This window comes from Brevibacterium aurantiacum, assembly GCF_900169065.1.
Lineage (GTDB): Bacteria > Actinomycetota > Actinomycetes > Actinomycetales > Brevibacteriaceae > Brevibacterium > Brevibacterium aurantiacum.
On sequence record NZ_FXZB01000003.1, the window covers coordinates 174,226 to 197,273 of the forward strand.

A 23,048-nucleotide genomic window follows, 5' to 3' on the forward strand; every position below is an offset into this window, starting at 1 on the left:
AACGACCGGCTCAGCAAGTGCGCCCGACGAGACTCGCCGGGGCCGGCTCTTCAACGGTCGTCATGGTTGTGTGCAGCACCTGGTCCGGCACCTCGAGTGCTCCGAGCACCGCCGCTGCCGTGGCAGCCCAGTCGAATCGAGCCGAGCGCTCGGCGGCGTGGGCGGCGAGCTCGCTGCGCACATCGTCATCGAGGAGCATCCGCTCAAGCGCCATCGCCCAGTGCCTGGGGTTGTGGTCGGCGATGAGGACACCGGAGTATTCGTGTTCGACGATGTCGGGCAGACCTCCCACCGCCGAGGCGATGGCGGGCAGTCCCGATGCTGAGGCCTCGGCGGCGACCAGTCCGAATGATTCGCTGCGCGAGGGGACGAGGAGAACGTCCGCGGCACGGTAGTAGGTGACGAGCTCGTGTGCCGGAACAGGGCGTCGCACCTCGACGCTGGGTTCGGCGGCGATCGCGGTATTCAGCGTGCGCAGGTAGGGCGTGGATCCGGTCGGAGCCTCCTGGCCCGAGACTGCGCCGAGGAGGATCCCTCGTGTCCGCGCGGCCAGGTGCGGGTTGTTCTCGCGCAGCCCCGAGATCGCGTCGACGACGATATCGGTGCCCTTGATGAACTGCATGCGCCCCACATAGAGGACGATGAATTCGTCCGGGTCGAGGCCCAGGTGGGTTCTGGCTTCGGCACGATCTCCGGGGGAGAACAGTTCGTGATCGACGCCAGGTCTGGCCACCACGACGGACTCCGCATCGGCGCCGAGTTCGTGGATGAGGTCGCGACGCTCTGCCGGAGTGTTGGCCACAAGCAGGTCCACCGCCGAGGCGATCCTCTCCTCTGCCTCAAGACGTTGAGGTCGCTCGTGGCTGGTTTCAGAGTCGCGGTTCTTGACCGCGCCGATCGTGTGCATGCTCACGACGATCCGCGGACGCTCACCGGAGCCGAGGTCCTTGGCGTGCAGGTCTTGGGCGCGCAGGGCTGCCTCGGCGGAGATCCAATAGTGGGCCCAGATCAGATCCGCCGAGGTGAAGGTCGGCTGAGCGAGGAGGAGCAGCGAAAGTTCGTCGATGGCGTCGGCAAGCTCGTCCTTGCTCGCAGCCTCGATCGGCAGCTGATGAAGACGGACGTTCTCAGCGATCTGGAGTGTGTCGAGGCAACCGTCGATATCCTCGACCTCGTCGAAGCTGTCCTGGTTCCCGCTGTTCCCCAGCCCATCGATGCCGCTCGGGTCAGCAGTGAAGACGTCGACGATGTGGCCGGCGGCCGCCAGGGCGCGCACCGACTGGTCGACGTAGACGTTCATGCCACCGGCATCGCCCTGGCCCGGCTGAGCCGCGGGCGAGGTGTGGAGGGAGAGAACGGAGATGCGCACGGTGCCAGTTTAGCCAAAGAACTCGCCGAGGATCCGGCGAACTTCGTGGCGACCACGCCACAGGATCGAACCCGCCGGCAGGACTTCCAGACGGGAGTCGGGAATCGCGGCAACAACCGCCTCGGCGACCTCGACCGGATGTGCAGGGTCATCGTCGTGGGTGAGCACGAGCACCTCCCCGGGGAAACGCGCCAGAGTGCCCAGCGGATTGTCGCCCGAGCTCGCGTCGACGGCGATCTCGAGCGCCAGGCCGAGCCCGTCCGACATGTCTGTGTTCACGAGGTTCTCGGCCTTCGTCTTTGTCCAGGCGCGGGCCGGCAGGAGCTCGGCCACCTCGGCGGGCTCTCGCGAGAGCATGAGGTCGGTGATGGATTCGACGTCACCGGCGGCGGACAGCTCGCGCAGTTTCTCCAGGTGAGCACGGTTGGTCTCGGCCACCTCGGCGGAGAATCCGGTGAATGAGGCCGGGAGCACGAGGGCGACCTTCTCCAGGTTCTGGGTCACCGGATGGCCCGTGCTCAGCAGCCGGAGAAGCCCACCGGCGGACATCGAGACCCCGAGGGCCTGAGTCGCCGAGGTGGATGTCAGTGCCTGCGCCAGCACCTCGGCGATTTGGCCGTAGTTCCACCCTGGACCCGGTGATGGGCGGCCGCCGTGGCCGGGGAGGTGAAGGAAGTGCTTGGTTCCGGTGACGCCGGTGCCGAATGGTCGGGTGTCGCGGATCGCGCCGGCGAATCCGTGGCCGAACAGTGTGTGGGGCTCACTGTTGCCGAAGGTGGCGATGAAGTCGGTTTCGGGGCCCGGGAGGTTGAGGTCCTGTGTCATCGATGCGTGCTCGTCGCCGGCTCAGCGCCAGTTCTTCCGAGTCTGTTTGCGATTGCGCGGGTCGATGGCCTTGATCTTCGGGCGGACGTCGGTGAGGTAGACGATGCCTGCGACGAGAGCGATGAGGTTGAGGAAGATGATGCGCATTCCCATCGGCGGCAGTGCGATGAGCGCGAGCGCGAGACCAACGCCGAGGAGGATGACCCAGAACTTCTTGCTCTGCTTGTCGACGGCGCGGTAGTTCTCGTCCTTGTAGCGGAGGCAGTCGATGAACGCCCACAGCTGGAGGCCGAAGGCGGCGACAGACAAGGCGAGAAAGATGATCTGCTGAAAGCCAGCAATTATTTCCATGCATCCACCCTAGCAATCACAGTCGTCGCCGGCACTGCGTCGGCATGGATCCTGGGCGAATCCCCACCGACGAGTCACCCTCCGCACATGAACCGGGCCACCTCCGGCACTGGGTTGGACTCGGCTGCGCTGGACAGGGACTCACAGGATTCCGGTCAGGCGGATGCCCGCGCACACCGCCATGCCCACCAGCACGCAGATGAGCATCGGCACCCGCAGGATCGAGGCGAGGACTCCCACCCCGACGCCGATAAGCCGTGCGGGATCCGCGAGGTCCTGGCCATCGAAGATCGCCGTCGTGGCGAAGACAGCACCGATGAGAACGACCGTCGCCCGATCCATCCACTTCGTCACCGTCGCCGTCGAGTCGCCCTCTTGCTCTGTCGCAGCGTCACCCGGGCCCTCCCCCGCAGGGCCATCCGGCGCTGAGGTGTCCGGTCCGGTGTCACCCGCCCCCGCCGAGGTGGTCGTGAGCTGTCGACGCCTGCCCTTGGTGGCGATGGCCGCACCGAGCTTCACACCGGCGAAGCGCATTGCGTAGGTTCCGATGCTCAGCGCGGCGAGCGCAATGAGGAAGCTGACCGGGCTCATCGACGCCCCTCCCGAGAGTTGGGCCCAGCGACACCGTCGCGATCAACCTGGGGTGGTTCTTGACCTGCAGGGCTTGGGGCTGGTTCTTCACCTGCGGCGCTCGGGGAGGAGTCACCTCGGCGCTTCCTGATGGCGGTTCGGATCAGCCACCCGGCGGCCACGAACACGAATACAGACAGAGAAGTCACGGCCCCGAGCCCGAGCGGCAGGATCGGCGTCAGGAGGACGGCGACGAGGATGCCTGCGACCGTCAGCGTCAGTGTCGACTTGTTCTTCAGATCGCCGCGGATGAGGCAGAAGAGGATGATCGGGAAGGCCGCGTCGAGGCCGAGGAGATCGGCATCGATGACATTGCCGAGCCACTGCCCGACCATGGCCCCGCTCGGCCACATCAGCGCGATGGCAGCCCCCATGAGCAGGAAGGCGTGCCACCGAGCTCGGTCGGAGTTGACCGTTCGCGATACGGCGATCGATTCGTCATTGATCCAGTGCGCGGCGATGAGCGCGCGCCAGTCCTGCGGAAAGAACGGTCCGACTGCCACGCCGAATGCGAAGTTCCGTGAGTTGACCAGCAGCCCTGCCAGCACCGCCAGTATCGGGGCGCCGCCTGCAGCGATCACTCCGACGAAGGTGAACTCGGCGGCGCCACCGAGAGCGAACATTGCCAGCAGCAGCGTCTGCCACCAGGGGAATCCGGATACCGCGGAGATGGCCCCGTAGGACAGGGCGACGGCGGTGATCGTGATCGTGACGATCGCGACATCACGATAGGTCGAGCCCGGAAGTACCCGATCGATCGTGCGAAATACAGAACTCATGTTCTATATACTGCACATTGGCTTCTCGTTCGTCAACCAGAACGCCCTGTCGCTATAGTGAACCCATGAGCTCTCAACCACGCGAACAGATCGCAGCCGCCATCAAGCGCGAGCGACTGCGGGCCGACCTCTCACTCTCCGAAGTCGCGCGCCGGGCGGGGATCGGGAAGTCGACCATGTCCGGGCTCGAGGCGGGCACCGGCAACCCCAGCGTCGAGACGATGTGGGCCTTGGCGGCAGCGCTCGACATCCCCTTGGCCAGACTGCTCGATCCTCCGCAGCATGAGGTTGCCCTCGTCCATGCCAAGGACCTGCCCAGCCTGCCGTCGAACACTGCGAACTACGCGGCGACTCTGCTCTCGGCATCTCCGGCCAACGCCCGACGCGATGTCTATTTCATTCAGGCCGAACCGGGCCAGCCTCGAGACTCACAGCCCCACCCGATCGGCACCGTGGAGCATGTGATCCTCGGGCAGGGCGCGGCTCGCATCGAGGTGCTCGGGAACTCCTACGAGCTGCACGTCGGCGACTATCTCACCTACCCCGGCGACCAGCCGCACAAGTTCACGGCACTCAAGCCTGAGACCACTGTGGTGTTCATCGTCGAGAGCCGCTGAGAGAGCCGCTGAGCTCTGGAATCACTCCAGTCGTTCGAGGCTCACTCCGCAGGCGGTTCGTCCGTGTCTCGCGTGTCTTCGCTCAATGATGGGAGGCGACTCTGGGCGGCGTCGTTGGTCAGCCCGCAGGCTTCGAGGAGGTCGACAGCGACCGGGCGCAGCAGCAGCACAAGGGACTCGTCGTGGATGTCCCAGCTCGCCTCTGCGCGTGGGTCCAGACTGGAGGCAGCCTCGGCCAGCGCCGCTTCCGCCAGAGCCCGATCAGTGCCTCGGCGCAGTGCGACCTCGAGCTTCTTCGATCCTTCCGACAGCGAGCCCACATAGCCGGCGATGATCGGCTTCTCGATTCCGAATTCGGTGATGCCCACGACTCGGCGCGCGATGACTCGAATGGTCCTCATGGCGCGATCGGAATGGGTGTGAGCACGGGACAGCCTGGTCACCTCGGCGGCATGACGCCTGCCTCTGGCGTTGATCTTCGCCGCTTCCTTCGAGATCTTGAGCGACGAGCCCCAGGAGTCGATGATGTCCTGAGTCTCACGGGCCCGGGTCAGCGCCCGCTTGGCCAGCGCGACGTCGGAGTCCTGCAGTGCCCTAGACATCATCTGGAGGATTGCACTGATCTCGTCGAGCATGCTCGCGGCCAGACCGCGCGGGACCTTGCGGGCATCGCGCGGGAGGATCAGGGCAAGGAGGATTGCGCACACCGAGCCGGTGAGGGCATCGAGGGTGCGCGGGAACGGCAGGGTCGCGGCTGTGGCGGGAACCACGACGACGTAGACGGACTGAACGGCGATCTGAGTGATGAAGATGCCGCCGGAATTGAGCATCGTGCCGATGAAGAGACCGATGGCCAGGGTCACCGTGAGCTGCCAGACCCCGGTGCCGTAGACGTTGACGAGGAGCTCACCGACGAGCACGCCGAAGGTCGCACCGAAGCCGATCTCCATGGCTCGGCGCAGACGACGGTCGGCGACCGGTCCGATGCCGACGGCAGAGGCGACGGCTGCGAGGAACGGATATGGGTGGCCGAGGACATAGACGCAGAAGGCATAGGCCGCGGTGGCGGCGATCGGGATCTGGATCAGCTGCCCGGCGTTGGCCTGCACACGCTTGAGACCCATCCGAGATCGATGCACCAGAGTGTTGAAGGCGCGCTGGGGCAGTTCTCTGACCTCGGACTTCGCCATCAGACTCCCTTCGTGCTCGCCTTCGCTGTACCCAGCGTACCGGAATTGTGACATGCTAAAGTCTGTGCGCCGAGGAGGCTATGAATGACAACCAACCTGACCCGAGATGAAGCGCAGAGCCGCACTCAAGTGCTCGATGTCTCGACTTACACCGTCGACATCGACGTCAGCAATGCTGAGACCGGAGCTCCGACGTACCTCTCCCGTACCGTCGTCGAGTTCACCGCCCGAACCGAGTGCCGCACATTCATCGACCTGATCGCAGATACGGTCACATTCGCCGAGATCAATGATGAGATCCTCGACCCCGCCGAGGTGTTCGACGGCGCGCGCGTGGGAGTGCCCATCCGCACGGGGAAGAACATCCTGACGATCGAGGCGCAGGCCTACTACTCCACCTCGGGCGAGGGGCTGCACCGCTTCACCGACCCTGCCGACGGCAAGGTCTATCTCTACACCCAGTACGAACCGACCGATGCCCGCCGCGTGTTCGCGAACTTCGACCAGCCGGACCTCAAGGCCGAGTTCATCTTCAATGTGACGGCTCCCGAGCACTTCCAGGTTCTCTCGAACCGGCCCGAGACGAGTCGCGGGCCGAGCCAGGAGAAGAGCCAGGAGCCGGTCGACTCGGACTCCCCCGCGATCACTCACCATTTCGCTCCGACGCTGCGGCAGTCGAGTTACATCACCTGCATCACGGCGGGCCCCTATGAAGGTGCGACGGATGAGTGGACGGACCCCACGACGGGCGAGACCATCGCGCTGGGTGCATGGACGCGCGCCAGCCTCGTCGACCATCTCGATGCCTCCGACATCTTCTCGATCACGAAGGCCGGGCTGGACTTCTTCAGTTCCGAATTCGACTACCCCTACCCGTGGGGCAAGTACGACCAGATCTTCGTTCCGGAGTACAACCTCGGCGCCATGGAGAATCCGGGCCTGGTCACGTTCACCGACAGCCTGATCTTCCGGGACAAGGTCACCGACGCGAACTACGAGTCGCGGGCCAACGTCATCCTCCACGAGATGGCGCACATGTGGTTCGGCGACCTGGTGACCATGAAGTGGTGGGACGATCTGTGGCTCAAGGAGTCCTTCGCCGACTACATGGGCGGGCTGGCGCTGGCCGAGGCGACCCGCTTCACCGACGGCTGGGTGACCTTCGCGCTGCGTCGGAAGGCGTGGGCGTACACGCAGGATCTGTACCCGACCACGCACCCGATCGTCGCCGACATTCCCGACGTCGAGGCCGCAAAGCTCAACTTCGACGGCATCACGTATGCCAAGGGCGCCTCCGTCCTCAAGCAGCTCGTCGCCTTCGTCGGTCGGGAGGCGTTCTTCGCCGGTTCGCGTCTCTACTTCAAGCGCTTCGACTTCCGCAATACCGAGCTTGCCGACTTCCTCGAATGCCTCGCCGAGGTGGCCCCTGACCGGGACATCGCCACCTGGGCCAGCGCATGGTTGGGTACCTCAGGAGTATCAGAGCTGTCCCTGGAGCTGACGACTGGGAGCTCCGAAGCGGTGCGGAGCAAAGCGAGCACCGGTACGTATGTGAGCGGCAGCGCCAGTGGCAGTGGCAGTGGCAACGCCGGTGGTGCTGGCAGTGCCGGTGGTGCTGGCAGTCCCGGCGGTGCCGCGGCATCCGCAAAGCGCTCCGGACGGGAGAACATCACCAGTGCGAAGATCACACAGGCCGATTCGGCTCGTGGGGCCGAACTGCTGCGCCCGCACACGCTCGAAATCGCCACGCTGGGGCGCTCGGGACGCAAGCTGGTCCCCCTTGACACCTTCTCCTTCGACTTCTCCACTGAATCCGCCGAGGTGGAGCAGCTCGTTGGGCGCACCCTCGGCGATATCACGCTGGTGAACTATGCCGATCACGACTATGCGCGCGTGCGCTTGGATCAGGCCTCGACGGAGGCCGCGATCAGGTCGGTGTCCCGGATCGCCGATCCGCTTTCGCGGGCGCTGGTCTGGTCGGCCTTGGACAACGCCGTTCGCGACGGCCTCCTCCCCGTGCAGCGATACCTCACGGCCTATGCCCGAAGCCTGGGCAAGGAGAGCCATGCCGGCATCATGGCTGGGTTGAGCCAGACGGCCCTGACCTGTCTGGATCAGTGGGTTTCGGAGAGGAACTTCGAGACCGCAATCTCAGGCTTGCTGGGTGCTGCACTCGACGCGTTGGCCACGGCACGCGCCGGCTCGGATGCTCAGCTGCATCTGGCGAATCTGGTTCTCGCTCTCACGTCTCGCACTGCGCGCTGCTTCGAGGGGAGTGCCGCGATCGCGATGGGCCGCAGCTTCGCGTCGCAGATCCTCGCAGTGCCCGTCGGCGAGGAGATCGATCGCCTCACCCCGGGTGCACCCGCTGAGCAGAGAACCACTCCCAACGGCACGAGCCAGAGTGAGGCTGGAACTGCTGGAGCTGAGTCTGCCGATGCTGGATCTGGTGGTGCTGGATCTGCTGCTCCGGACCACGCGGCGGCGTCAATGCCGTTCAAGGGCCTGATCAACGATCATGCCCTGCGCTGGAATGCACTGACTGCACTCGTGTGTCTGGGATGGGCTGACCAGACCGACATCGCCCGAGAGAACCAGTCTGATCCCAGCTCATCGGGTCGCCTCCATGCGGAGACCGCCAGCGCCGCCATGCCTTTGCCGATCGTGAAGATCCGCGCCTGGGAGGTCATCAACGAAGCGGCCGCGCTGAGCAACGACGTGCTCTCAGCCATCATCTCCGGCTTCGTGGCACCCACATCGATGCCGCTCATTGAAAACTACGTCGATGAGTACTTCTCGCTGCTTGCGACGTTCTGGTCCGATAATTCGATCGAGATCGCCCGGCGCCTCGTGCTTGGCCTCTACCCTCGCTGGTCTATTGACGAAGAGAGGGTGGTCGAGAAGACCGATGCCTGGCTGGCAGAACACGGCGACGCCCCAGCAGCGCTTCGTCGCCTGCTCATCGAACGACGCGACGATCTCGCTCGGGCGATCTACCTCAAGTCGACCCAGAGTTCACGCCACTGACAGTGCTCTGACCTGGTCTGATTCAGGACAACAAGCGCGAAGGCCGATTCCCCGAATGAAACGGGGAATCGGCCTTCGCTTTGTGTTCATAGCTCAGCTTCAGGCTCAGATGATTCGGCGAGCTCCGGAGAACTCATTGCCGGTGTCCCACGACTTCCAGTCGGTGACGTAGACGTCTTTCGACGCGTTGGGCGAATGAATCATCTTGCCGTCGCCGACGTACATTCCGACGTGGTGGACGGTTCCCGAGCTGGTCGAGAAGAACAGCAGGTCGCCGGCCTTGAGGTCACCCTCGGCGACCTTCTTTCCGGTTGTCGCCTGCTCACCCGAGTCGCGGGGGATGTCGATGCCGTGTGCTCGGTAGATGCTGTACGTGAAGCCTGAGCAGTCGAAGCCATAGGGCGAGACGCCGGCCCACAGGTAGCGCAGCCCGTCGAACTTCTTCGCGGTCTCGAGGAGGTCATCGCCGCTGGGCTTCTCCGGTTTGCCGTCGGTGTCGTAGACGTCAACATCGCTGACGTCGATCCACGCTGCGCCGCCGCCTGGGAGCGCCACGCGCACATCGTCGACGTCTTGAGCGATGAGAGGAAGGTCGACGTTGAAGGTGATCTCTGCACCGGTGTCCTTGGTGAACTCGATGCCTTCGAGTTCACTCTTCTTCTTGGTGACGACCGCACGAGGCTGGTCGTCCTTCAAATCGCCGAACCGATCGTTTTCCACCAGCTGCTTCTTCGGCACCCAGCCGGGGTACCCCTTCTTGTTCTTGGAGGTCGACTGGTCTTTGACCGCGACCTGGGCCCAAGCACCCTTGGTTTTGAGGACAGTGACTTCGGAACCGTAGGCGGCCTGGGTCTCGACTTTGCCGGTCAAGCCGCGCCGCACCTCGGCGTCCTTGAGATTCTTGTTCCACTTGTCGAGGTCGACAGGATGTCCCAGGGCAGGCTTGTCGACCTTACGGGGTGCTTTCGCATCGGTCCACAGAGTTGCGACAGTGACATCGACGTAGGCTGTTTCGCCCTTTTCGATCTTGCCGTCAGTGACCCGCTCAAGCTCTTGGCCCGGGACGACTGCAGCTTCCAAATCGGTCGCGGATTCTTCATCGGTCGACGTCAGGTTGCTCGACAGCGCAGGAGCTCCTGCGCCAAATACCAGTCCGAGCCCAAGTGCCGCCGAAACAGCAATTTTGGTACGCATTATTTCTCTTTCGGTCTGCGGGTGTCACTCCCGCGTGGGGGAAGTCTCCGAAGGTCATTCGGTATGCGTGCTCCGCAGCCCATGGCACCGACCGGTATCGAAATCTGTGGTCGACATCGATCGAACCCATGCGCATCGAAGCGCCGCACAGTGCCAATATTACTGCCCGCTCGGAAGCGAACGGCAACGTCGACACTGTGGCAGGATATCGCAATGCCAGCTTGAAAAGAAGTGCACTTGTCCGAATCGATACAGAGATGAGACTTCCAACAAGCACAATGAGCTGAAGGCGGCGTCCTCAGATCGAGTCGCTGCCTTCAGCTCATCATGATGGTGTTGAGCTCAGCTCACTTTGCTGTCTCTCAGTTGAGGAACTCGGCCGCCAACAGCTCGAGCGATTGAATTCGAGCGGCGTCTTGACGGAGGTCTTCGCCTTCCATCGCTCCTGCAACGGGCTGGATCATGATCTCGTCGACCTCGAACCGGCTGGCAAGTTCTTCAAGCTGGGCCTTGGCAGATGCAGCGTCGCCGATGATCCAGTTCTCGGACATATCTTCGCCGACCATGCGCTCCTGTTCGGTCCTGACCGAGCGCACGTCGTCGCCGGCCAGCCGCAAGGGCTCCATTCGCCCACCGGTCCGCAGGCGAGACATCTGCAGCAGGAAAGGCTCCGAACGCAGCTGTGCCTCTTCCTCGGTTGGCGAGACCACGGCGTTGACGGTGACGAACGTCTGCGGTTTGTCGCCGTATGCACCTGGAGTGAAGTTGTCACGGTAGATCTTCATCCCGGTGGTGGCACCTGCGGCGAAGTGATTGGCGAAGACGTAGGGCATGCCGAGCTGTGCGGCCAGTCGGGCCGAGTAGCCGGATGACCCGAGCAGCCATGGCAGCGGCTGTGTTCCCGGTACCGCAGCGGGTGTCGCGTGTAGGACGTGCTCGCGGCCACCGTGGAGTGGAATGCGCAGCCCTTCGGGTTTCATCAGGCTCAGTGTGTCGATGACGTGCTGGGGGAATTGTTCGACGGGGTCGACCGTGTTTCCTTCCCGATCAACCATGCGTCCTTCGCCGAGGTGGCCCCTCATCGCTGCGGAGGTGATCGGGTCTGTGCCTGGGGCCCGACCTATGCCCAGATCGATGCGGTCACCGTAGACCGCAGAGAGGAGCGAGAAGAGTTCAGCGACTGCCAGCGGAGCGTGGTTGGGCAGCATCACACCGCCGGATCCGAGGCGGATGCGTTCGGTTCCCTGCCCGAGGTACATGAGCTCGGCGCCCGGCATCGTTGAGGCGATCGATGGCATGTTGTGGTGTTCGGCAACCCAATAGCGGGTGAAGCCCAGTTTGTCCGCGGACTGAACCAGCTCGTGGGAGGCTGCAAAAGAATCTGAGGTGCTCTGTCCGACACGGACCGGCACGAGGTCAAGAATAGAAAGCTCCATGCTGATGGCAACAGCCACCTCATCGGGTTCATTCCGCTTTGCCCGCAGGACCTACGGCACACCGCTCCCCTGCATCAAGCAAACCGCACTAATCGAAGAGAGTATCTGTGATCTCTTTCGCGATGAACCGTGCGTGCAGAATCGGGGTTCTGGCTGGATCAATCGATGCTGGTGGCACCCATGCAGGGCGTCCGTCCTTCAGCATTATGGTGTGCCAGTCCGATTCGTCGATCAGATGGTGGTGCGACCCGCATGCCAGTGTCAGATTATTGACATCGGTCTTACCCTCTTGCGACCACGGAACTATATGGTGAGCGTCGCACCACCCAGGTGGAGTGTCGCAACCGGGAAATGTACAGCCCTGGTCTCTGCTGGAAATGATTGCCAACTGCTTCGAGGTGGCGAATCGTCGTTCTGTCGCAAGTTCCATGCTCTTCGTCTTCTCACTCATGAGGTGGAAGAACACCGAACCGTTCAGCCCTTCATAGGAGGCCGTCTGCATCGGAAAGGGTGCTTCTGCGTCGGTGGCTGCGCGACCGGACTGCTTTGCGAGGTCCTCGGCTTTCGCTGTGACCACGAGCGCGAAGGGCGCACCCGCCATCACTCGTTTCATTTCGATTCGGCCGATCATTGTCGCGAATCGTTCGTAGATCCTGTTCTTCACGCTCGGCTGTCGGCCGGCCATCGCCACAGTGGAGCCGTCTTCTCTCACGCCATATCCACGCGGTACGTCACCGAACCCGGCGCCGCCTGCTCTCTCTGACTCTCCCAGCCCGTCAGCGGTTTGGTTGTCGAAACCGAATTCCAGAGAAGGGTCAAGCGCGTCCGCACGATCACCGTGCAGCACTTGCGCGTATACGTCGACCACTTCCTGATCTGCCGCCGAGATGGCATCCGCTGCGGAAGTGGCGTCCGCTGCGGCTGCGTCCGTATCCGCGTCCGCACCTGTGCCAGCTTCGCTCTGCTGAGCCGTTGCTGAGGTCGCTTCGCCGTCGACTTTGATGCGCGAGGTGAGGTGTCCGCTCATGATTCCGCCAGTGACTGGATCCAGGACTCCTTTGAGGGCCCAAGTTCCGTCTTTTCGCTGACGCAGGCTGACTGAGAAGTCATCACGTTTCGGCGCTTCGTCAGGCAGTTCACCATCGGGGTCGAGCCATCCGAGAATCTCGTTGAATAGCTGCTGTATGTCCTTCACACGCACCGAGGGCGCCTTTTCGACCAAGATTCGTTCCGCTTCCAGACGGTCTTCCTGACTGATCCGAAGCGGAAGGTGCCTCAGGCACCCGATGATCGCGCTGGCCTGGGTCGCTGAAAGCAACCCCTTCTGCAGTGCTTCAGAAACTATGGGAAACACCGGTGCGATCGGATCGCCGCTGAAACTGACCTGGTCTCCCAGTTTTTCTGCCAACTCGGATCTCCGGTAGGCCTCTCGTTCTGAGAGGTTGAGACGATTCTGGACCAGCGCCTTCGTCGTCTTTGCACCGTAGTCTCGAGGAGTTCCCACTCGCTCGAACACGGAAAGTGTCACGACTGAGAGTGATTCGACCAGTCGGTTAACTGTCTCCAGCCCGTCCATCACTGTGATCGCTTCGCCGGGGCCTAAAGGGCGGTTGCACGAGTGGAGATCGCCGACGAGTGTTTGAAGATCTTGGATGCTGTTGACGACTTCGGGAGCGATGCGCGCCAAGTCCGTCCAGGCGTGCTCGTCTAGTAGAGGATGCTCCGATTCGAGACCAGTCTCGGATGCGTGCACACTCTCGGTGCCGATGGCACCGGCTTGTCCTGTACTGTCTCGGACGTCCTGAGGTTTTGGCTCACCGTGGGTTTCTTCGCCATCCAGGGATGTTGCCCAGTCGTCGTCTTCGCTGGTGCCTGTTCCGCCTTCGCCGTCACTGCGCTCGGCCCCCTCGTCCTTCCTGTGCATCCACGCTTCTTTTTCGGCGTCGATCTCTGCCGCACGCCTTTTGAGTTCGGCTCTCGCATCCGGATCATCAGCACTCGCCTGCCACGGGTTCCGACCAACCCAACGCTCCCGCAGCTCATCCTCTGATGACTCGACAGCGCTGGTGGGAGCACCGGGCTCAACTGACTCCGTGGAGTCCGCGGATGCACCGGGCTCGTCAGGCGCGGCGGGTTCTGTGAGTGTGTCGTTCTCTGTCGGCTCGGAGGATTCGAGTGGATGCTCGGCATCGGCAAACTCGAAATCATCTGGGGGTGGAGTGGCCACTTCGTCGAAGCGATCAGCCAGTGGGTGACCATCGAGGTCAAAACCTGCTTCGCGCAGAAGTTCTCGATACGTGCGAGTCTCGTGGCTCTCTTCAGCGGTGTTCTCTTCGGCCGTGCTCTCGCCAACGCGCGCAGCAGATGAGGCGGGGTCGTCACGCCTGTTCTGCTTATCGCGCTTGCGGTCGGGGGTGAGAGTCATGATCTCGAAATCCGTTCGTCAACTGCCTTGTTGTCCGCTTGATTCCAATTTTACGCGCATCATTAGCATAGTGTCTATAGTTTTGTTCTATTTTTTAAAGCTTTTTATTTCGATGTTCGATCTAGTTCTAACTTTAAATCTCATCAGATATCGAATCGGCCCAGTTCAGGCCACTCGTCGTTTCCTGTGTCGCTCAGCGGAACAACCCCACACCTCGGCGCATTCACCCTGCACCACGCTCTAGTTCAGAGGCAGCGATCGGTCCTATTTTGCCAATCCGGCAAAATTGCTTGCGCCACTGACGCACTTCAGATCAGACTTCTGAGGTACCCGAATCCTTGCCCCACAGCAGAAGGACCGCCATGTCAGACCCTCTCGTCACTGATACTCCCCAAAACCAACAGCACCTCCAGAATCTAAAGGGCCCCCCAGAATCAACAGCACCCACAAGTCCAACAGAATCCCCATGACCGTCAGGACCCGAATACTCTCATCGCCGAAGTGGCCGAGATCGGTGGTGGCGCCGGTGGTCTGGCCGCGTCGATCGTTTTGGCTCGGTCATTGCGCAGTGTCGTCGTCATCGACGCAGGCTCGCCACGCAATGCGCCGAGCGCGCACGCGCACAACGTCCTCGGCCAAGAAGGAATCAATCCCCTCGAGCTCGTGGCCAAGGGACGTCGAGAGGCTGAGGAATATGGCGTCCGGTTCGTCGACGCCACAGTCGTCAGTGCTGAGCACACGCAGCAAGTGCCCCAGGAATCCGAGGCAGTGGGCTTCATCCTCGAGACTTCGTTCGGTGTCTCCATCGAGGCGAAGCGAGTCGTCATCGCGACCGGCCTCACCGATGTGCTTCCCGATATCCCCGGGCTCTCGGACGGGTGGGGCGAAACCGTCATTCACTGCCCCTATTGCCACGGCTATGAGGTGCGTGGGGAGCGTATCGGCGTCATCGGCACAACCGCCATGTCCTATCACCAGGCCATGCTGTTCTCCCAGCTCAGCGACCGCGTCACCTTCATACGCCACGATGCTCCGGAACCCGATGAGGCACAGACGAGAATGCTCGAATCGCTCGGCATCACCTACGTCGATGCGGCCGTCGAAGCGGTAGTACGCACCGACAGCGGAACCGACGTCACGCTACGCAGCCACACCTCGAGCGCCGCACCGCGAGGCAATGAGGCTGGGGCGACTGCAGAGAACGAGACCATGACCGTCGGGGCGTTAGCCGTAGGCCCCTACTTCCGCGCGAACAGCGAAATCTACGAACAGCTCGGCGGAACCGTCGCCGACCATCCGTCGGGCATGGGCTCATCCATTCCCGCCGAGGCGACCGGAGCCACCGATGTGCCCGGCGTCTGGGCGGTGGGAAACAGCGCCGACATCTCGGCCATGGTGGTGGCGAGCGCGACCAGCGGTGTCCTGGTCGGTGCGCAGATCAACGCCGAGTTCATCATGAGTTCAGTCCCCTCATGAGACCACCATCATGACGCGTTCAGCGACTAGCCTTTACACAGAGGACGGGGCACACGGCTTCGAGGATGACTCGTTGGATCGTTGATCCCAGGAGGAATTTCCCAACTGGGGTCCGCTTTCTGGTCCCGAGCACGATCAGCTCAGCCCCCACCTCGGCGGCAGCATCGAGAATCTGTTCCGCGGGATCGTACTCACTGCCCCGCGTCAGCACTCGTCCCTGCACATCGGAGCGCGACAGATAGTCCTGGACCGACCTGATTTCACCCTCGCCGAGGCGGTAGGCATCGCTGCGATCTGATGATCGGGAAGCGTTGACGACGACCAGTTCCAGGCCGTCCTTCTTCGCCTCTGAGATCCCCTTGTCGAGTGCGGCATGGCCTGCTGGATTGTTGACGTATCCCACGATGATGGTCATTTTTCACCTTCACTTGTTGAGACTGACTGAATCTTGGAGCATCCCGCGATCATGTGAGCTCCTCGGGATTGCGGAACTTGGTGCTCGCACCCTTGACTGACCGGTTCCAGAACCAGGTGACCGCCCACAGGACGACGCCGATGCCGATCAGCGCCACCGCGATCTGGTACTGGATGAGGTCATCGAGTCGGGCCCACGGCCCGACGAGGAACAAGCAGGTGAAGACGCCCAGCCACGGCAGGAAGGTGGGGGCGCGGAAGTGCTTGTGCTCGACGGTCTTCTTGCGCAGCACGAGGACCGCGCAATTGACGACTGCGAAGACGGCCAGAAGCAGCAGCGACGTGGTTCCGCCCAGGGAGGCGATCACGGTCTCCGGCAGGAAGGTGGAGACGGCGATGATGAGAACGAAGGCGATGAGGGTGGTGAAGAGGATCGACACCCAGGGCGAGCGGCGCCCCTTGAGAACCTTGGCGAACACCGGTGGCAGCACGTTCTGCTTCGACATCCCGTACAGCAGGCGGCTGGCCATGAGCATGTTGATCAGTGCCGTGTTCGCGACCGCGAACATGGTCAGGAACGGGAAGATCTCGTCGATCGGCAGGCCCGGAGCACCGGCTTCGAAGACTTCGAGCAACGGCGTCTTGCTCTCCTTGAGCACACCGATAGGTACGGCGGCGACGGCCACGATCGACACCAGCACGTAGATGATGCCGGTGATCGTCAGACCACTGAGCATGATCTTCGGGAAGACCTGTGGGTCCTTGGTCTCCTCGACCATGTTCACAGAGTCTTCGAATCCGACCATCGAGAAGAACGCCAGCGAGGTGGCCGCGGTGACCGCCAGGAAGATGCTCTTGTCGTCGGCGGTCTCGAAGATCATCACCCGTGAGAAGTCGGCGCTGCCCGAACCGAGGGCGAAGAACCCGACGAGAATGACCAACAGCAGGCCGGTGAGCTCGATCGTGGTCAGGACCACGTTGAACCACACGCTCTCACTCACTCCGCGGAGGTTGATCGCCGCGACAAGCGCGAGGAACCCGACTGCGATCCACATCGTGGCCGTGACAGGGAGGTCCCAGCCGAAGCCGGCAGCCGTGTTCTCCGCAAACACCGTCGACGCAGTTGACGCCGAGGTGATTCCGGAGCTGAGGACGGCGAAGGCGACGAGGAAGGTGACGAAGTGAACCCCGAATGCCTTGTGCGTGTAGAGCGCGGCACCAGCGGCGTGCGGGTACTTGGTGACGAGCTCCATGTAGGAGAATGCCGTGATCGCGGCGATGCTGAAGGCGAGGATGACCGGTACCCAGCCGGCGCCTCCTACCTGACCGGCCACCTTCCCCGTCAGCGCGTAGACACCCGTGCCGAGGATGTCGCCGACGATGAAGAGAAGCAGAAGCTTGGGGCCCATGACCCGCTTCAGGGTCTCCGGCTGCTGCTCTGCCCCCGGGCCTGTCTTGGTTGTGTTCTCGCTGTGACTCACGATGGTGCCTCCGTGTTCGCCCGCAATCGCCGCCTCGCGATCACGTGTCTCGGTTGCGGACCACGTCGAAGAATGCCGTCAGGAGCGCCTTCGCGTCCCGCTGACTGTCCTCGCTGCGTTCCTCTGCCTGTTCCAACAGGGTCTCCTTATTAAAACCCAATTCTTGCAGTTTTTGCGCGTCCCATTTGCGAATGTTCTGTCCCGACGATTCCGGATGGAACTGTGTGCCCCACGCATTGTCGAACCGAAACGCCTGAAACCGGCAGGCGGTGCTGGTCGCCAACAGGGTTGCTTCCGGCGGCAGATCGACGATCCGGTCGACGTGGCTCTCAACGAAGGAAGCAGACCTCCCGATCGCGGAGAACACTGGGTCCTGGCTCGCGTCCTCGGTCATATCGATCCAGGTGTACCCCTTCTCGGGCGCGCCGGTCCGTGCCCGCACATCGCCGCCGATGACGTGTGCGATGAGCTGCCCGCCCAGGCAGATGCCGAACTGCGGCAGGTCCGTTTCCAACGCATGCCGTGACAGTCGCGCCTCGGCGTCCAGCCACGGCGCGCGATCGGTCTCATCGGGCATGTACCCACCGCCGAGCATGATGAGTCCGTCATAGTCACTCAGCGCGCTCGGCTCTGGAAGTCGGGACACCCCGCCGATGCGCAGGTCGAACTCGATGTTCTCGCTGATCATCCACTGCGTGAGCAGCCCGGGCTGGGATTCGATGTGATTGACGATGACGAGGACCCGAGTCATGATGGCTGCCCCGCCGAGGTTGCCGCCGACGTCCCCAAGAACGTCGTATACGCATCTTCGTGGGCTTCGAGGACCCGCATTGCATTGTCGAAGCCGAGCTTGCGCAGGTCCGACTCCGACCAGCCTCGCCCACTCAGTTCCGCGAACAGGTTCGGGTATTGACCAGCATCGCCGAGACCCTGCGGCAGCTCATCGACACCGCACATGTCTCCGCCGAGGCCGATGTGGTCGATTCCGATCCGCTCACGTACGTAATCGCAGTGATCGGCGACATCGGCAACACTCACCTCGGGGGCGGTGCCGTGCTCTCCGGCGTCCACCCATTCGCGACGTGCGTTCGAGACGAAGGAGGGAACGAAAGTCATCATCGCCACTCCCCCGTTTCCGGGCACTCGGTCGAGGACGTCGTCGGGGATGTTGCGCGGATGCGGGTTGAGCCCGAAGGCGCAGGAGTGGCTGAAGATCACCGGGAGGGTTGAGATGTCCAGGGACTGGTGCATGACGCTGGGTGCGACGTGGGAGAGGTCGACGATCATGCCGATCCGGTTCATCTCCGCCACGACCTCGCGGCCGAATTCGCTGAGGCCCCCGTGCTGCGGTTCATCCGTCGCGGAGTCTGCCCAGGAGTGTGTCGTCGACCAGGTCAGGGTCATGTAGCGGGATCCGGCGCGCGCATAGGAGCGGAGCACGGCCAGTGATTCGTCGATCTGCTGGCCTCCTTCGACGCCCATGAGCGAGGCCACCTTTCCGGCGTCTCGGGCGGCGACCACCTCGGCGGCGGTGCGGGCGAACTGGAGCCGTTCGGGATAACTCGTGACGACGCGCTGCACGGCGTCGATCTGTTCCCAGGTGGCCTTGATCGCCTCGGCGCCGGTGATCGAGGAGTGGACGTAGACCGACCAGTACTGCGCGGCGACATGCCCGGCGCGCAGCTGATCCATCGTGGTGAAGGGCGAGACGCTCGGGTCGTTGAGACCCTCTGTGCTGTAGTCGCGTTCCTCCCGCAGGTACCAGGCGAGGTCGTTGTGTCCGTCGAAGACGTCGTATGTCATGAGTGTGCTCCTTCAGTTCGGATGATCGTCGGTGGGTTGGGTGGAAAACTGTGCGGTCTCAGGTGCCGGATCACGCTCATCAGCCGATCCCCGACATCATCTGCGCGCCCAACAGCCCCAGGAAGGTTCCAGAGAACGTTCCGATGAGCGCGAAGAGCACGCCCACCGGCACCAGCGCACGGTTGAAGGCACCCGCGACCACCGGCGCCGAGGCGATTCCCCCGATGTTCGCAGTGCTGGCCACAGCGATGCTGAACAGCTCGGTCTTCGTCAGCTTCGCATAGACAAGCATGATGACGATGTGGACGAGGAGCACGATCACTCCGGCGACCAGGTAGATCGGGGCTTCGGCCAGGGAGGTGAAGTCGGATCCGGAAGCGATGATGCCGATGATGAGGTAGAGCATGATGGTCGCGAGCTGGCTCGAGCCTGCGGCCCGCCCCCACCGCGTCGACCCGATGACCAGGCCGAGGATGCTCACGATGAGGATCGTCCAAGCCGAGGCGTTGATCACCGTGCCCACTTCCGGCAGCATCTCGCCCGCTTTGGCGGCCAGAGCGGAGACGAGCAGGGCGAAACCCAGAAGACCGATGATCGAGGACAGGGTCATCGGCTTCTCCTCCTCGCCGGTGACTCGACCGCCGAAGTCGAACTTCGAGGTGTCTGCCTTCGTCCATCTGTTGAACTTATCGGAGACCGCGACCGAAGAGAAGATGAGGAGCAGCCAGAAGGAGTAGAGGACGGTGTCGACGATGAGCACATAGCCGAAGACGTCCTCCGGTGCTTCGAGGATGTCCTGGACCGCGACCATGTTCGCCGAGCCGCCGGTCCATGAAGCATTGAGAGCGCCGAGGGCCTTCCAGGATTCGGGGGCCAGCGCCGAGTGCACGATCAGGTAGGCGACGATGAAGCCGAGCATGATGCTCGCGGCCGTGACCACGAAGGTCAGCAGCAGCTTCGGCCCGAGCCGGATGATCTGCCGGACATCGCATTTGAACAGCAGAAGCAGGATCATCGCCGGCAGCAGCGCATCCTGCAGCCCGTCGCCGACGCCGTCGATCGAGTCGTGGTCGAACAGGCCGACGGTGTTGAGCAGGGCCGCCACGATGTAGAGGAAGACGAACCCGGGGACATACTTGAATACTCTGAACTTCCCGCTGTGGCCGGCGACGACGAGAACCGCCGAAATCGCCAGCAGCAGGCTGATGAATAGAAAACCGTTCGTGATCACAAACGACACTCCTTCAGGTGAATTGGACCGCGTCGCGCTGCCCTCGGTCATTTCCTCGAGGTGCAGGCGCAGTGCGCGGCGAAGCCATGTGTGGTTGTCGATTGGATCCGGTCCGGTGGGGACCCGGGCAATCTTGGTGGTCGAGGAGTCGTCTCAGCTAGAGGTTGGGAGCTCGTGGTACTTCTTCGCCGCGTTGTTCACCGCGACGATGAGCGCCTTCTGGGAGGACCCGTGGTATCTGGCTGTGATCGACTCCGTGAGTCGACCGGTGTCCGTGATGTCTGCGTCGATGAACAGGCTCCTGATGAACTTCCTTGTCAGTGCCAACGTCGCCGAGCAGTCGACATCGAGGACTCGGTGGGTGTCTGCCTCGATCTCGAAGGCGATGTAGAACAACCCGTACTGTGCCATGATCGGGTTGTTCGATGGCGCCTTCGCTTCACCGGTGAGGTAGATCGAGGAAGTCATAGGACATCAACCATACTCGAGGAACGGCGTGTGGATGTGCGTATTCTTGAGCCGATTGAATGCCGATCGGTGTCCGAATCCTCAGAGGAATCGGTGAATCACCTCCCCGGCTTCGCGCATGATGGGCATGACGTCGACGACGCGGTCTGTGCCGGGTTCCCAGTTCGCAAACACCGCATAGGCGACGCGGCGAGTGGGCGTCATCGCGATCCCGGCGTCGGCCCTGATCGTCCCGTTCGTGCCTGTCTTGTTCCAGACCCACACGTCACGTTGGTAGTTGTAGTGAGCGAGAGGATCGAGATCGAACGCCGAGGCGACCATCGAGGTGTCCGCGCCGGCTCCCAACCAGCGGCGGAAGATCTCGTTCGTCGACTCGTCCCAGAACTCGTCCTTCGCGTGCCGGGCCATAAAATTGCTGATCTCGGCAGCGGTGCCCGTCGACAGGGTGCGCGGCGCCTTCGCCGGACGGGGCCAGCGAAGGAAGTCATGCAGGCCAGAGTTCCGATACCCCAGGTCCTCGACCTGGCGAGCAACGTTCTCAAGCCCGACTCGGCGGATGAGCACATTCGTCGCGAAGTTGTCGCTGAAGGCTCCGACGAGCACGGCCACGTCGTAGATGCTCAGGTCATTTTGCTCCATGAGGTACCAGATGCCGGATTCGTCGACCCGTTCCGAGGGCCGCCGTGAGAGTCGCTCCTGCAGATTGAGGGTGCCGCCCACGTGCATCTGCAGCGCCGTGTGCAGGAGGAACACCTTGCCCATGCTGGCGGTGTCGAGCTCCTCATTCTCATTGTGCGCGAATACGCGTTCGCCGCTGTCGATGTCGTGGGCCAGTGCGCTGAATCGCACCCCCGGCAGTCGTTCGAAGTCCACCTCGCCCGCATTCGACACCTCGCAGGTGTTCGACACGTCGCTCATGTTCGTATCCTCAATCATCGTAGGAATTCCTCTCCTTCTTCGACCGTTCCAAGCGTCACAGCCCACTCACGCTCCGTCCACCAGCTCACGCCTCGTCGCCCGCTCACGCTCCGTCCACCCACATCCGGGGTCTGCCCTGGGCCGGAGCCTCGAGCGTGACGGCCACTCCCAGCGGAGTGCTCGGCGCATCGGGATCGTGGCCGAAGCCCATCTCACTCACGACCGGGATGCCCGCCTCGCCGAGGTAGTCCATGAACAGCTCCTCCACCTCGGCGATCTCGGCGCAGTCCTGCCAGGACCCCAGCACCACAGCGTCCGCTGAGTCGAACCAGCCGCCGCGGACCAGTTGCAGGAGCAGATTGTCGAGGCGGTAGAGCTCCTCATCGACGTCCTCGAGCAGCAGGATCGAAGGTCCGTATCGCTCACGGGCCTCCCGCACTCCGGCCAGCTCCGGACTCCCGATCCCGGCCGCCACCAGACTGAGATTTCCCCCGCCGAGGCGGCCCTTCGCCATCCCCGGCACCAGAGTCCGCGCCCGGCTGAGCGGGCCGGATTCAGCATCCTGCTGCGCGGCTTGAGTGGTCGTTTTGGTCCGGTCGCCGGGCGAATCTTCGGACCATTTCGACCACTCAAGCCCATCGCTCGCAGCAGCGCCGCTCGCAGCTCTGGGAAGGCTGGAGCTTGTGGGGTGCGCGGATTCGGCCGGGAACCCCAGTTCGCGGCCGCCCCAGGGTTCGAACAGCCAGCCGGCCACCTCCGCGGGGACAACTCTCGAGTTCTTGAATGGGTCGTTGCCGACCATCGGGCAGAACAGCGTCGCCACCGACAGATGGTGGTCCCATGCCTGGTGCAGCGCTGTGATGTCCGAGGAGCCGGTGAGCAGCTTGGGCCGCCCGTCGGCGCGCAGGGCATGGGCGCGCATGAGATCGAAGTCGATTCCGTCGAGGAGGCGCATCGCCCCGAATCCGCCGCGCAGCGCGATGACCGCCGAGGTGTCCGGATCGCACCAGGCCTCGACGAGGTCGCGTCGGCGCTGTTCGTCGGTTCCCGCCAGGTACTTCACGCGCGGGTGGCGAGCGCGGACGTTGTCGCCGACCACCACCTTCAGCCCCCAGGATTCGAGCTGTGCGATCGCCCGCTGCAGGGACTCCTCGTCCGTCGGTCCCGAGGGCGCGATGAGACGAACGGTGTCGCCGACCTGCAGCGGCGCTGTGTCGAGGTATGGGCTATCCATTATTGACCAGACTCTGACTTCCCATTCGGGGAACTGCGGCGAGGAGTTCCTGCGTGTAGGCGTGGCGTGGATTCGCAAGGACAGTGTCGACGTCGTCGTATTCGACGATCTCGCCCTGCTTCATCACGGCCACGGTGTCGGCGATGTTCCAGGCCAGGCCGAGGTCGTGGGTGACGACCC

21 protein-coding genes are annotated in these 23,048 nt (G+C 63.0%); 3 read left to right on the plus strand and 18 right to left on the minus strand.

The genetic code is table 11. The features are described from left to right. Positions 1-10: 10 nt before the first annotated feature. From BAUR9175_RS03510 to BAUR9175_RS03530, 5 genes are all read right to left on the minus strand, one after another. On the minus strand, positions 11-1,369 hold the full coding sequence (locus BAUR9175_RS03510) for a glycosyltransferase (RefSeq protein WP_101582981.1): 1,359 nt from the start codon (positions 1,367-1,369) through the stop codon (positions 11-13). Positions 1,370-1,378: 9 nt separating this feature from the next. Further along, on the minus strand, positions 1,379-2,194 hold the full coding sequence (locus BAUR9175_RS03515) for an alpha/beta fold hydrolase (RefSeq protein ID WP_101582983.1): 816 nt from the start codon (positions 2,192-2,194) through the stop codon (positions 1,379-1,381). Between the two features lie 21 nt (positions 2,195-2,215). Then, positions 2,216-2,545: a DUF2516 family protein gene (locus BAUR9175_RS03520; protein ID WP_069600885.1), complete on the minus strand. Its 330-nt coding sequence runs from the start codon at positions 2,543-2,545 to the stop codon at positions 2,216-2,218. A 141-nt stretch (positions 2,546-2,686) separates the two neighbouring features. Further along, positions 2,687-3,136 (minus strand): AzlD domain-containing protein, encoded by a 450-nt coding sequence (locus tag BAUR9175_RS03525; protein ID WP_009883654.1) that lies wholly within the window; start codon positions 3,134-3,136, stop codon positions 2,687-2,689. Next, on the minus strand, positions 3,133-3,954 hold the full coding sequence (locus BAUR9175_RS03530) for an AzlC family ABC transporter permease (RefSeq protein ID WP_009883655.1): 822 nt from the start codon (positions 3,952-3,954) through the stop codon (positions 3,133-3,135). The genes BAUR9175_RS03525 and BAUR9175_RS03530 overlap by 4 nt, the downstream gene beginning before the upstream one ends. A gap of 65 nt (positions 3,955-4,019) precedes the next feature. Here BAUR9175_RS03530 and BAUR9175_RS03535 point away from each other — a divergent pair, with 65 nt between their 5' ends. Beyond that, complete coding sequence (locus tag BAUR9175_RS03535; RefSeq protein WP_009883656.1) at positions 4,020-4,571, plus strand: helix-turn-helix domain-containing protein; 552 nt, start codon at positions 4,020-4,022, stop codon at positions 4,569-4,571. A gap of 41 nt (positions 4,572-4,612) precedes the next feature. Here the strand turns inward: BAUR9175_RS03535 and BAUR9175_RS03540 are convergent, their stop codons facing one another. Beyond that, positions 4,613-5,761: an FUSC family protein gene (locus BAUR9175_RS03540; RefSeq protein WP_101582985.1), complete on the minus strand. Its 1,149-nt coding sequence runs from the start codon at positions 5,759-5,761 to the stop codon at positions 4,613-4,615. 84 nt (positions 5,762-5,845) lie between these two features. Between BAUR9175_RS03540 and pepN the strand changes: the two genes are divergently transcribed. Then, on the plus strand, positions 5,846-8,788 hold the full coding sequence (gene pepN / locus BAUR9175_RS03545) for an aminopeptidase N (protein ID WP_101582986.1): 2,943 nt from the start codon (positions 5,846-5,848) through the stop codon (positions 8,786-8,788). A gap of 105 nt (positions 8,789-8,893) precedes the next feature. Here the strand turns inward: pepN and BAUR9175_RS03550 are convergent, their stop codons facing one another. The 3 genes from BAUR9175_RS03550 to BAUR9175_RS19315 all read right to left on the minus strand — a co-directional run bounded on the left by BAUR9175_RS03550 (position 8,894) and on the right by BAUR9175_RS19315 (position 13,843). Beyond that, entirely contained in the window at positions 8,894-9,982 is a 1,089-nt protein-coding gene (locus tag BAUR9175_RS03550) for a C40 family peptidase (RefSeq protein WP_101582988.1), read from the minus strand. A gap of 362 nt (positions 9,983-10,344) precedes the next feature. Continuing rightward, positions 10,345-11,436: an LLM class flavin-dependent oxidoreductase gene (locus BAUR9175_RS03555; RefSeq protein ID WP_009883660.1), complete on the minus strand. Its 1,092-nt coding sequence runs from the start codon at positions 11,434-11,436 to the stop codon at positions 10,345-10,347. A 70-nt stretch (positions 11,437-11,506) separates the two neighbouring features. Then, the gene (locus BAUR9175_RS19315) at positions 11,507-13,843 is read right to left on the minus strand and encodes a DUF222 domain-containing protein (RefSeq protein ID WP_114384462.1); all 2,337 of its coding nucleotides are present in this window, start codon (positions 13,841-13,843) and stop codon (positions 11,507-11,509) included. 501 nt (positions 13,844-14,344) lie between these two features. Between BAUR9175_RS19315 and BAUR9175_RS03565 the strand changes: the two genes are divergently transcribed. Continuing rightward, positions 14,345-15,319, plus strand: coding sequence for an NAD(P)/FAD-dependent oxidoreductase (locus BAUR9175_RS03565; RefSeq protein WP_219618404.1), 975 nt, complete (start codon positions 14,345-14,347; stop codon positions 15,317-15,319). A 19-nt stretch (positions 15,320-15,338) separates the two neighbouring features. Here BAUR9175_RS03565 and BAUR9175_RS03570 read toward each other — a convergent pair whose 3' ends face one another. The 9 genes from BAUR9175_RS03570 to BAUR9175_RS03610 all read right to left on the minus strand — a co-directional run bounded on the left by BAUR9175_RS03570 (position 15,339) and on the right by BAUR9175_RS03610 (position 22,992). Further along, positions 15,339-15,734 (minus strand): universal stress protein, encoded by a 396-nt coding sequence (locus BAUR9175_RS03570; RefSeq protein WP_096157565.1) that lies wholly within the window; start codon positions 15,732-15,734, stop codon positions 15,339-15,341. Positions 15,735-15,783: 49 nt separating this feature from the next. Then, positions 15,784-17,214 carry an APC family permease gene (locus tag BAUR9175_RS03575; protein ID WP_101582992.1) on the minus strand — a complete coding sequence of 477 codons (1,431 nt, stop codon included), beginning with the start codon at positions 17,212-17,214 and terminating at the stop codon, positions 15,784-15,786. Between the two features lie 40 nt (positions 17,215-17,254). After that, on the minus strand, positions 17,255-17,965 hold the full coding sequence (locus tag BAUR9175_RS03580) for a type 1 glutamine amidotransferase (RefSeq protein ID WP_101582994.1): 711 nt from the start codon (positions 17,963-17,965) through the stop codon (positions 17,255-17,257). Beyond that, entirely contained in the window at positions 17,962-19,017 is a 1,056-nt protein-coding gene (locus tag BAUR9175_RS03585) for a dipeptidase (protein ID WP_101582996.1), read from the minus strand. The genes BAUR9175_RS03580 and BAUR9175_RS03585 overlap by 4 nt, the downstream gene beginning before the upstream one ends. Positions 19,018-19,096: 79 nt before the next feature. After that, the gene (locus BAUR9175_RS03590; RefSeq protein WP_009883668.1) at positions 19,097-20,248 is read right to left on the minus strand and encodes a DUF819 family protein; all 1,152 of its coding nucleotides are present in this window, start codon (positions 20,246-20,248) and stop codon (positions 19,097-19,099) included. 153 nt (positions 20,249-20,401) lie between these two features. Further along, positions 20,402-20,716 carry a DUF3870 domain-containing protein gene (locus tag BAUR9175_RS03595; protein WP_069600892.1) on the minus strand — a complete coding sequence of 105 codons (315 nt, stop codon included), beginning with the start codon at positions 20,714-20,716 and terminating at the stop codon, positions 20,402-20,404. 81 nt (positions 20,717-20,797) lie between these two features. Further along, a complete protein-coding gene (locus BAUR9175_RS03600; protein ID WP_069601441.1) occupies positions 20,798-21,634 on the minus strand; it encodes a serine hydrolase in 837 nt (278 codons plus the stop codon). Between the two features lie 103 nt (positions 21,635-21,737). Next, on the minus strand, positions 21,738-22,868 hold the full coding sequence (locus BAUR9175_RS03605; RefSeq protein WP_096168197.1) for a S66 peptidase family protein: 1,131 nt from the start codon (positions 22,866-22,868) through the stop codon (positions 21,738-21,740). Continuing rightward, positions 22,861-22,992 carry an ABC transporter ATP-binding protein gene (locus BAUR9175_RS03610; RefSeq protein ID WP_226825638.1) on the minus strand — a complete coding sequence of 44 codons (132 nt, stop codon included), beginning with the start codon at positions 22,990-22,992 and terminating at the stop codon, positions 22,861-22,863. Before BAUR9175_RS03610 ends, BAUR9175_RS03605 begins: the two co-directional genes overlap by 8 nt. Between the last annotated feature and the right edge of the window lie 56 nt (positions 22,993-23,048).

What these genes read in the sequence shown, in the direction of transcription:
- BAUR9175_RS03610 (WP_226825638.1), bottom strand. Translation starts at nt 22,992, where the DNA reads ATGAAGCAGGGCGAGATCGTCGAATACGACGACGTCGACACTGTCCTT.
- BAUR9175_RS03535 (WP_009883656.1), top strand. Translation starts at nt 4,020, where the DNA reads ATGAGCTCTCAACCACGCGAACAGATCGCAGCCGCCATCAAGCGCGAG.
- BAUR9175_RS03530 (WP_009883655.1), bottom strand. Translation starts at nt 3,954, where the DNA reads ATGAGTTCTGTATTTCGCACGATCGATCGGGTACTTCCGGGCTCGACC.
- BAUR9175_RS03600 (WP_069601441.1), bottom strand. Translation starts at nt 21,634, where the DNA reads ATGAGCGACGTGTCGAACACCTGCGAGGTGTCGAATGCGGGCGAGGTG.
- BAUR9175_RS03580 (WP_101582994.1), bottom strand. Translation starts at nt 17,965, where the DNA reads ATGACTCGGGTCCTCGTCATCGTCAATCACATCGAATCCCAGCCCGGG.
- BAUR9175_RS03515 (WP_101582983.1), bottom strand. Translation starts at nt 2,194, where the DNA reads ATGACACAGGACCTCAACCTCCCGGGCCCCGAAACCGACTTCATCGCC.
- BAUR9175_RS03540 (WP_101582985.1), bottom strand. Translation starts at nt 5,761, where the DNA reads ATGGCGAAGTCCGAGGTCAGAGAACTGCCCCAGCGCGCCTTCAACACT.
- BAUR9175_RS19315 (WP_114384462.1), bottom strand. Translation starts at nt 13,843, where the DNA reads ATGACTCTCACCCCCGACCGCAAGCGCGATAAGCAGAACAGGCGTGAC.
- BAUR9175_RS03520 (WP_069600885.1), bottom strand. Translation starts at nt 2,545, where the DNA reads ATGGAAATAATTGCTGGCTTTCAGCAGATCATCTTTCTCGCCTTGTCT.
- BAUR9175_RS03550 (WP_101582988.1), bottom strand. Translation starts at nt 9,982, where the DNA reads ATGCGTACCAAAATTGCTGTTTCGGCGGCACTTGGGCTCGGACTGGTA.
- BAUR9175_RS03595 (WP_069600892.1), bottom strand. Translation starts at nt 20,716, where the DNA reads ATGACTTCCTCGATCTACCTCACCGGTGAAGCGAAGGCGCCATCGAAC.
- BAUR9175_RS03605 (WP_096168197.1), bottom strand. Translation starts at nt 22,868, where the DNA reads ATGGATAGCCCATACCTCGACACAGCGCCGCTGCAGGTCGGCGACACC.
- pepN (WP_101582986.1), top strand. Translation starts at nt 5,846, where the DNA reads ATGACAACCAACCTGACCCGAGATGAAGCGCAGAGCCGCACTCAAGTG.
- BAUR9175_RS03525 (WP_009883654.1), bottom strand. Translation starts at nt 3,136, where the DNA reads ATGAGCCCGGTCAGCTTCCTCATTGCGCTCGCCGCGCTGAGCATCGGA.
- BAUR9175_RS03570 (WP_096157565.1), bottom strand. Translation starts at nt 15,734, where the DNA reads ATGACCATCATCGTGGGATACGTCAACAATCCAGCAGGCCATGCCGCA.
- BAUR9175_RS03585 (WP_101582996.1), bottom strand. Translation starts at nt 19,017, where the DNA reads ATGACATACGACGTCTTCGACGGACACAACGACCTCGCCTGGTACCTG.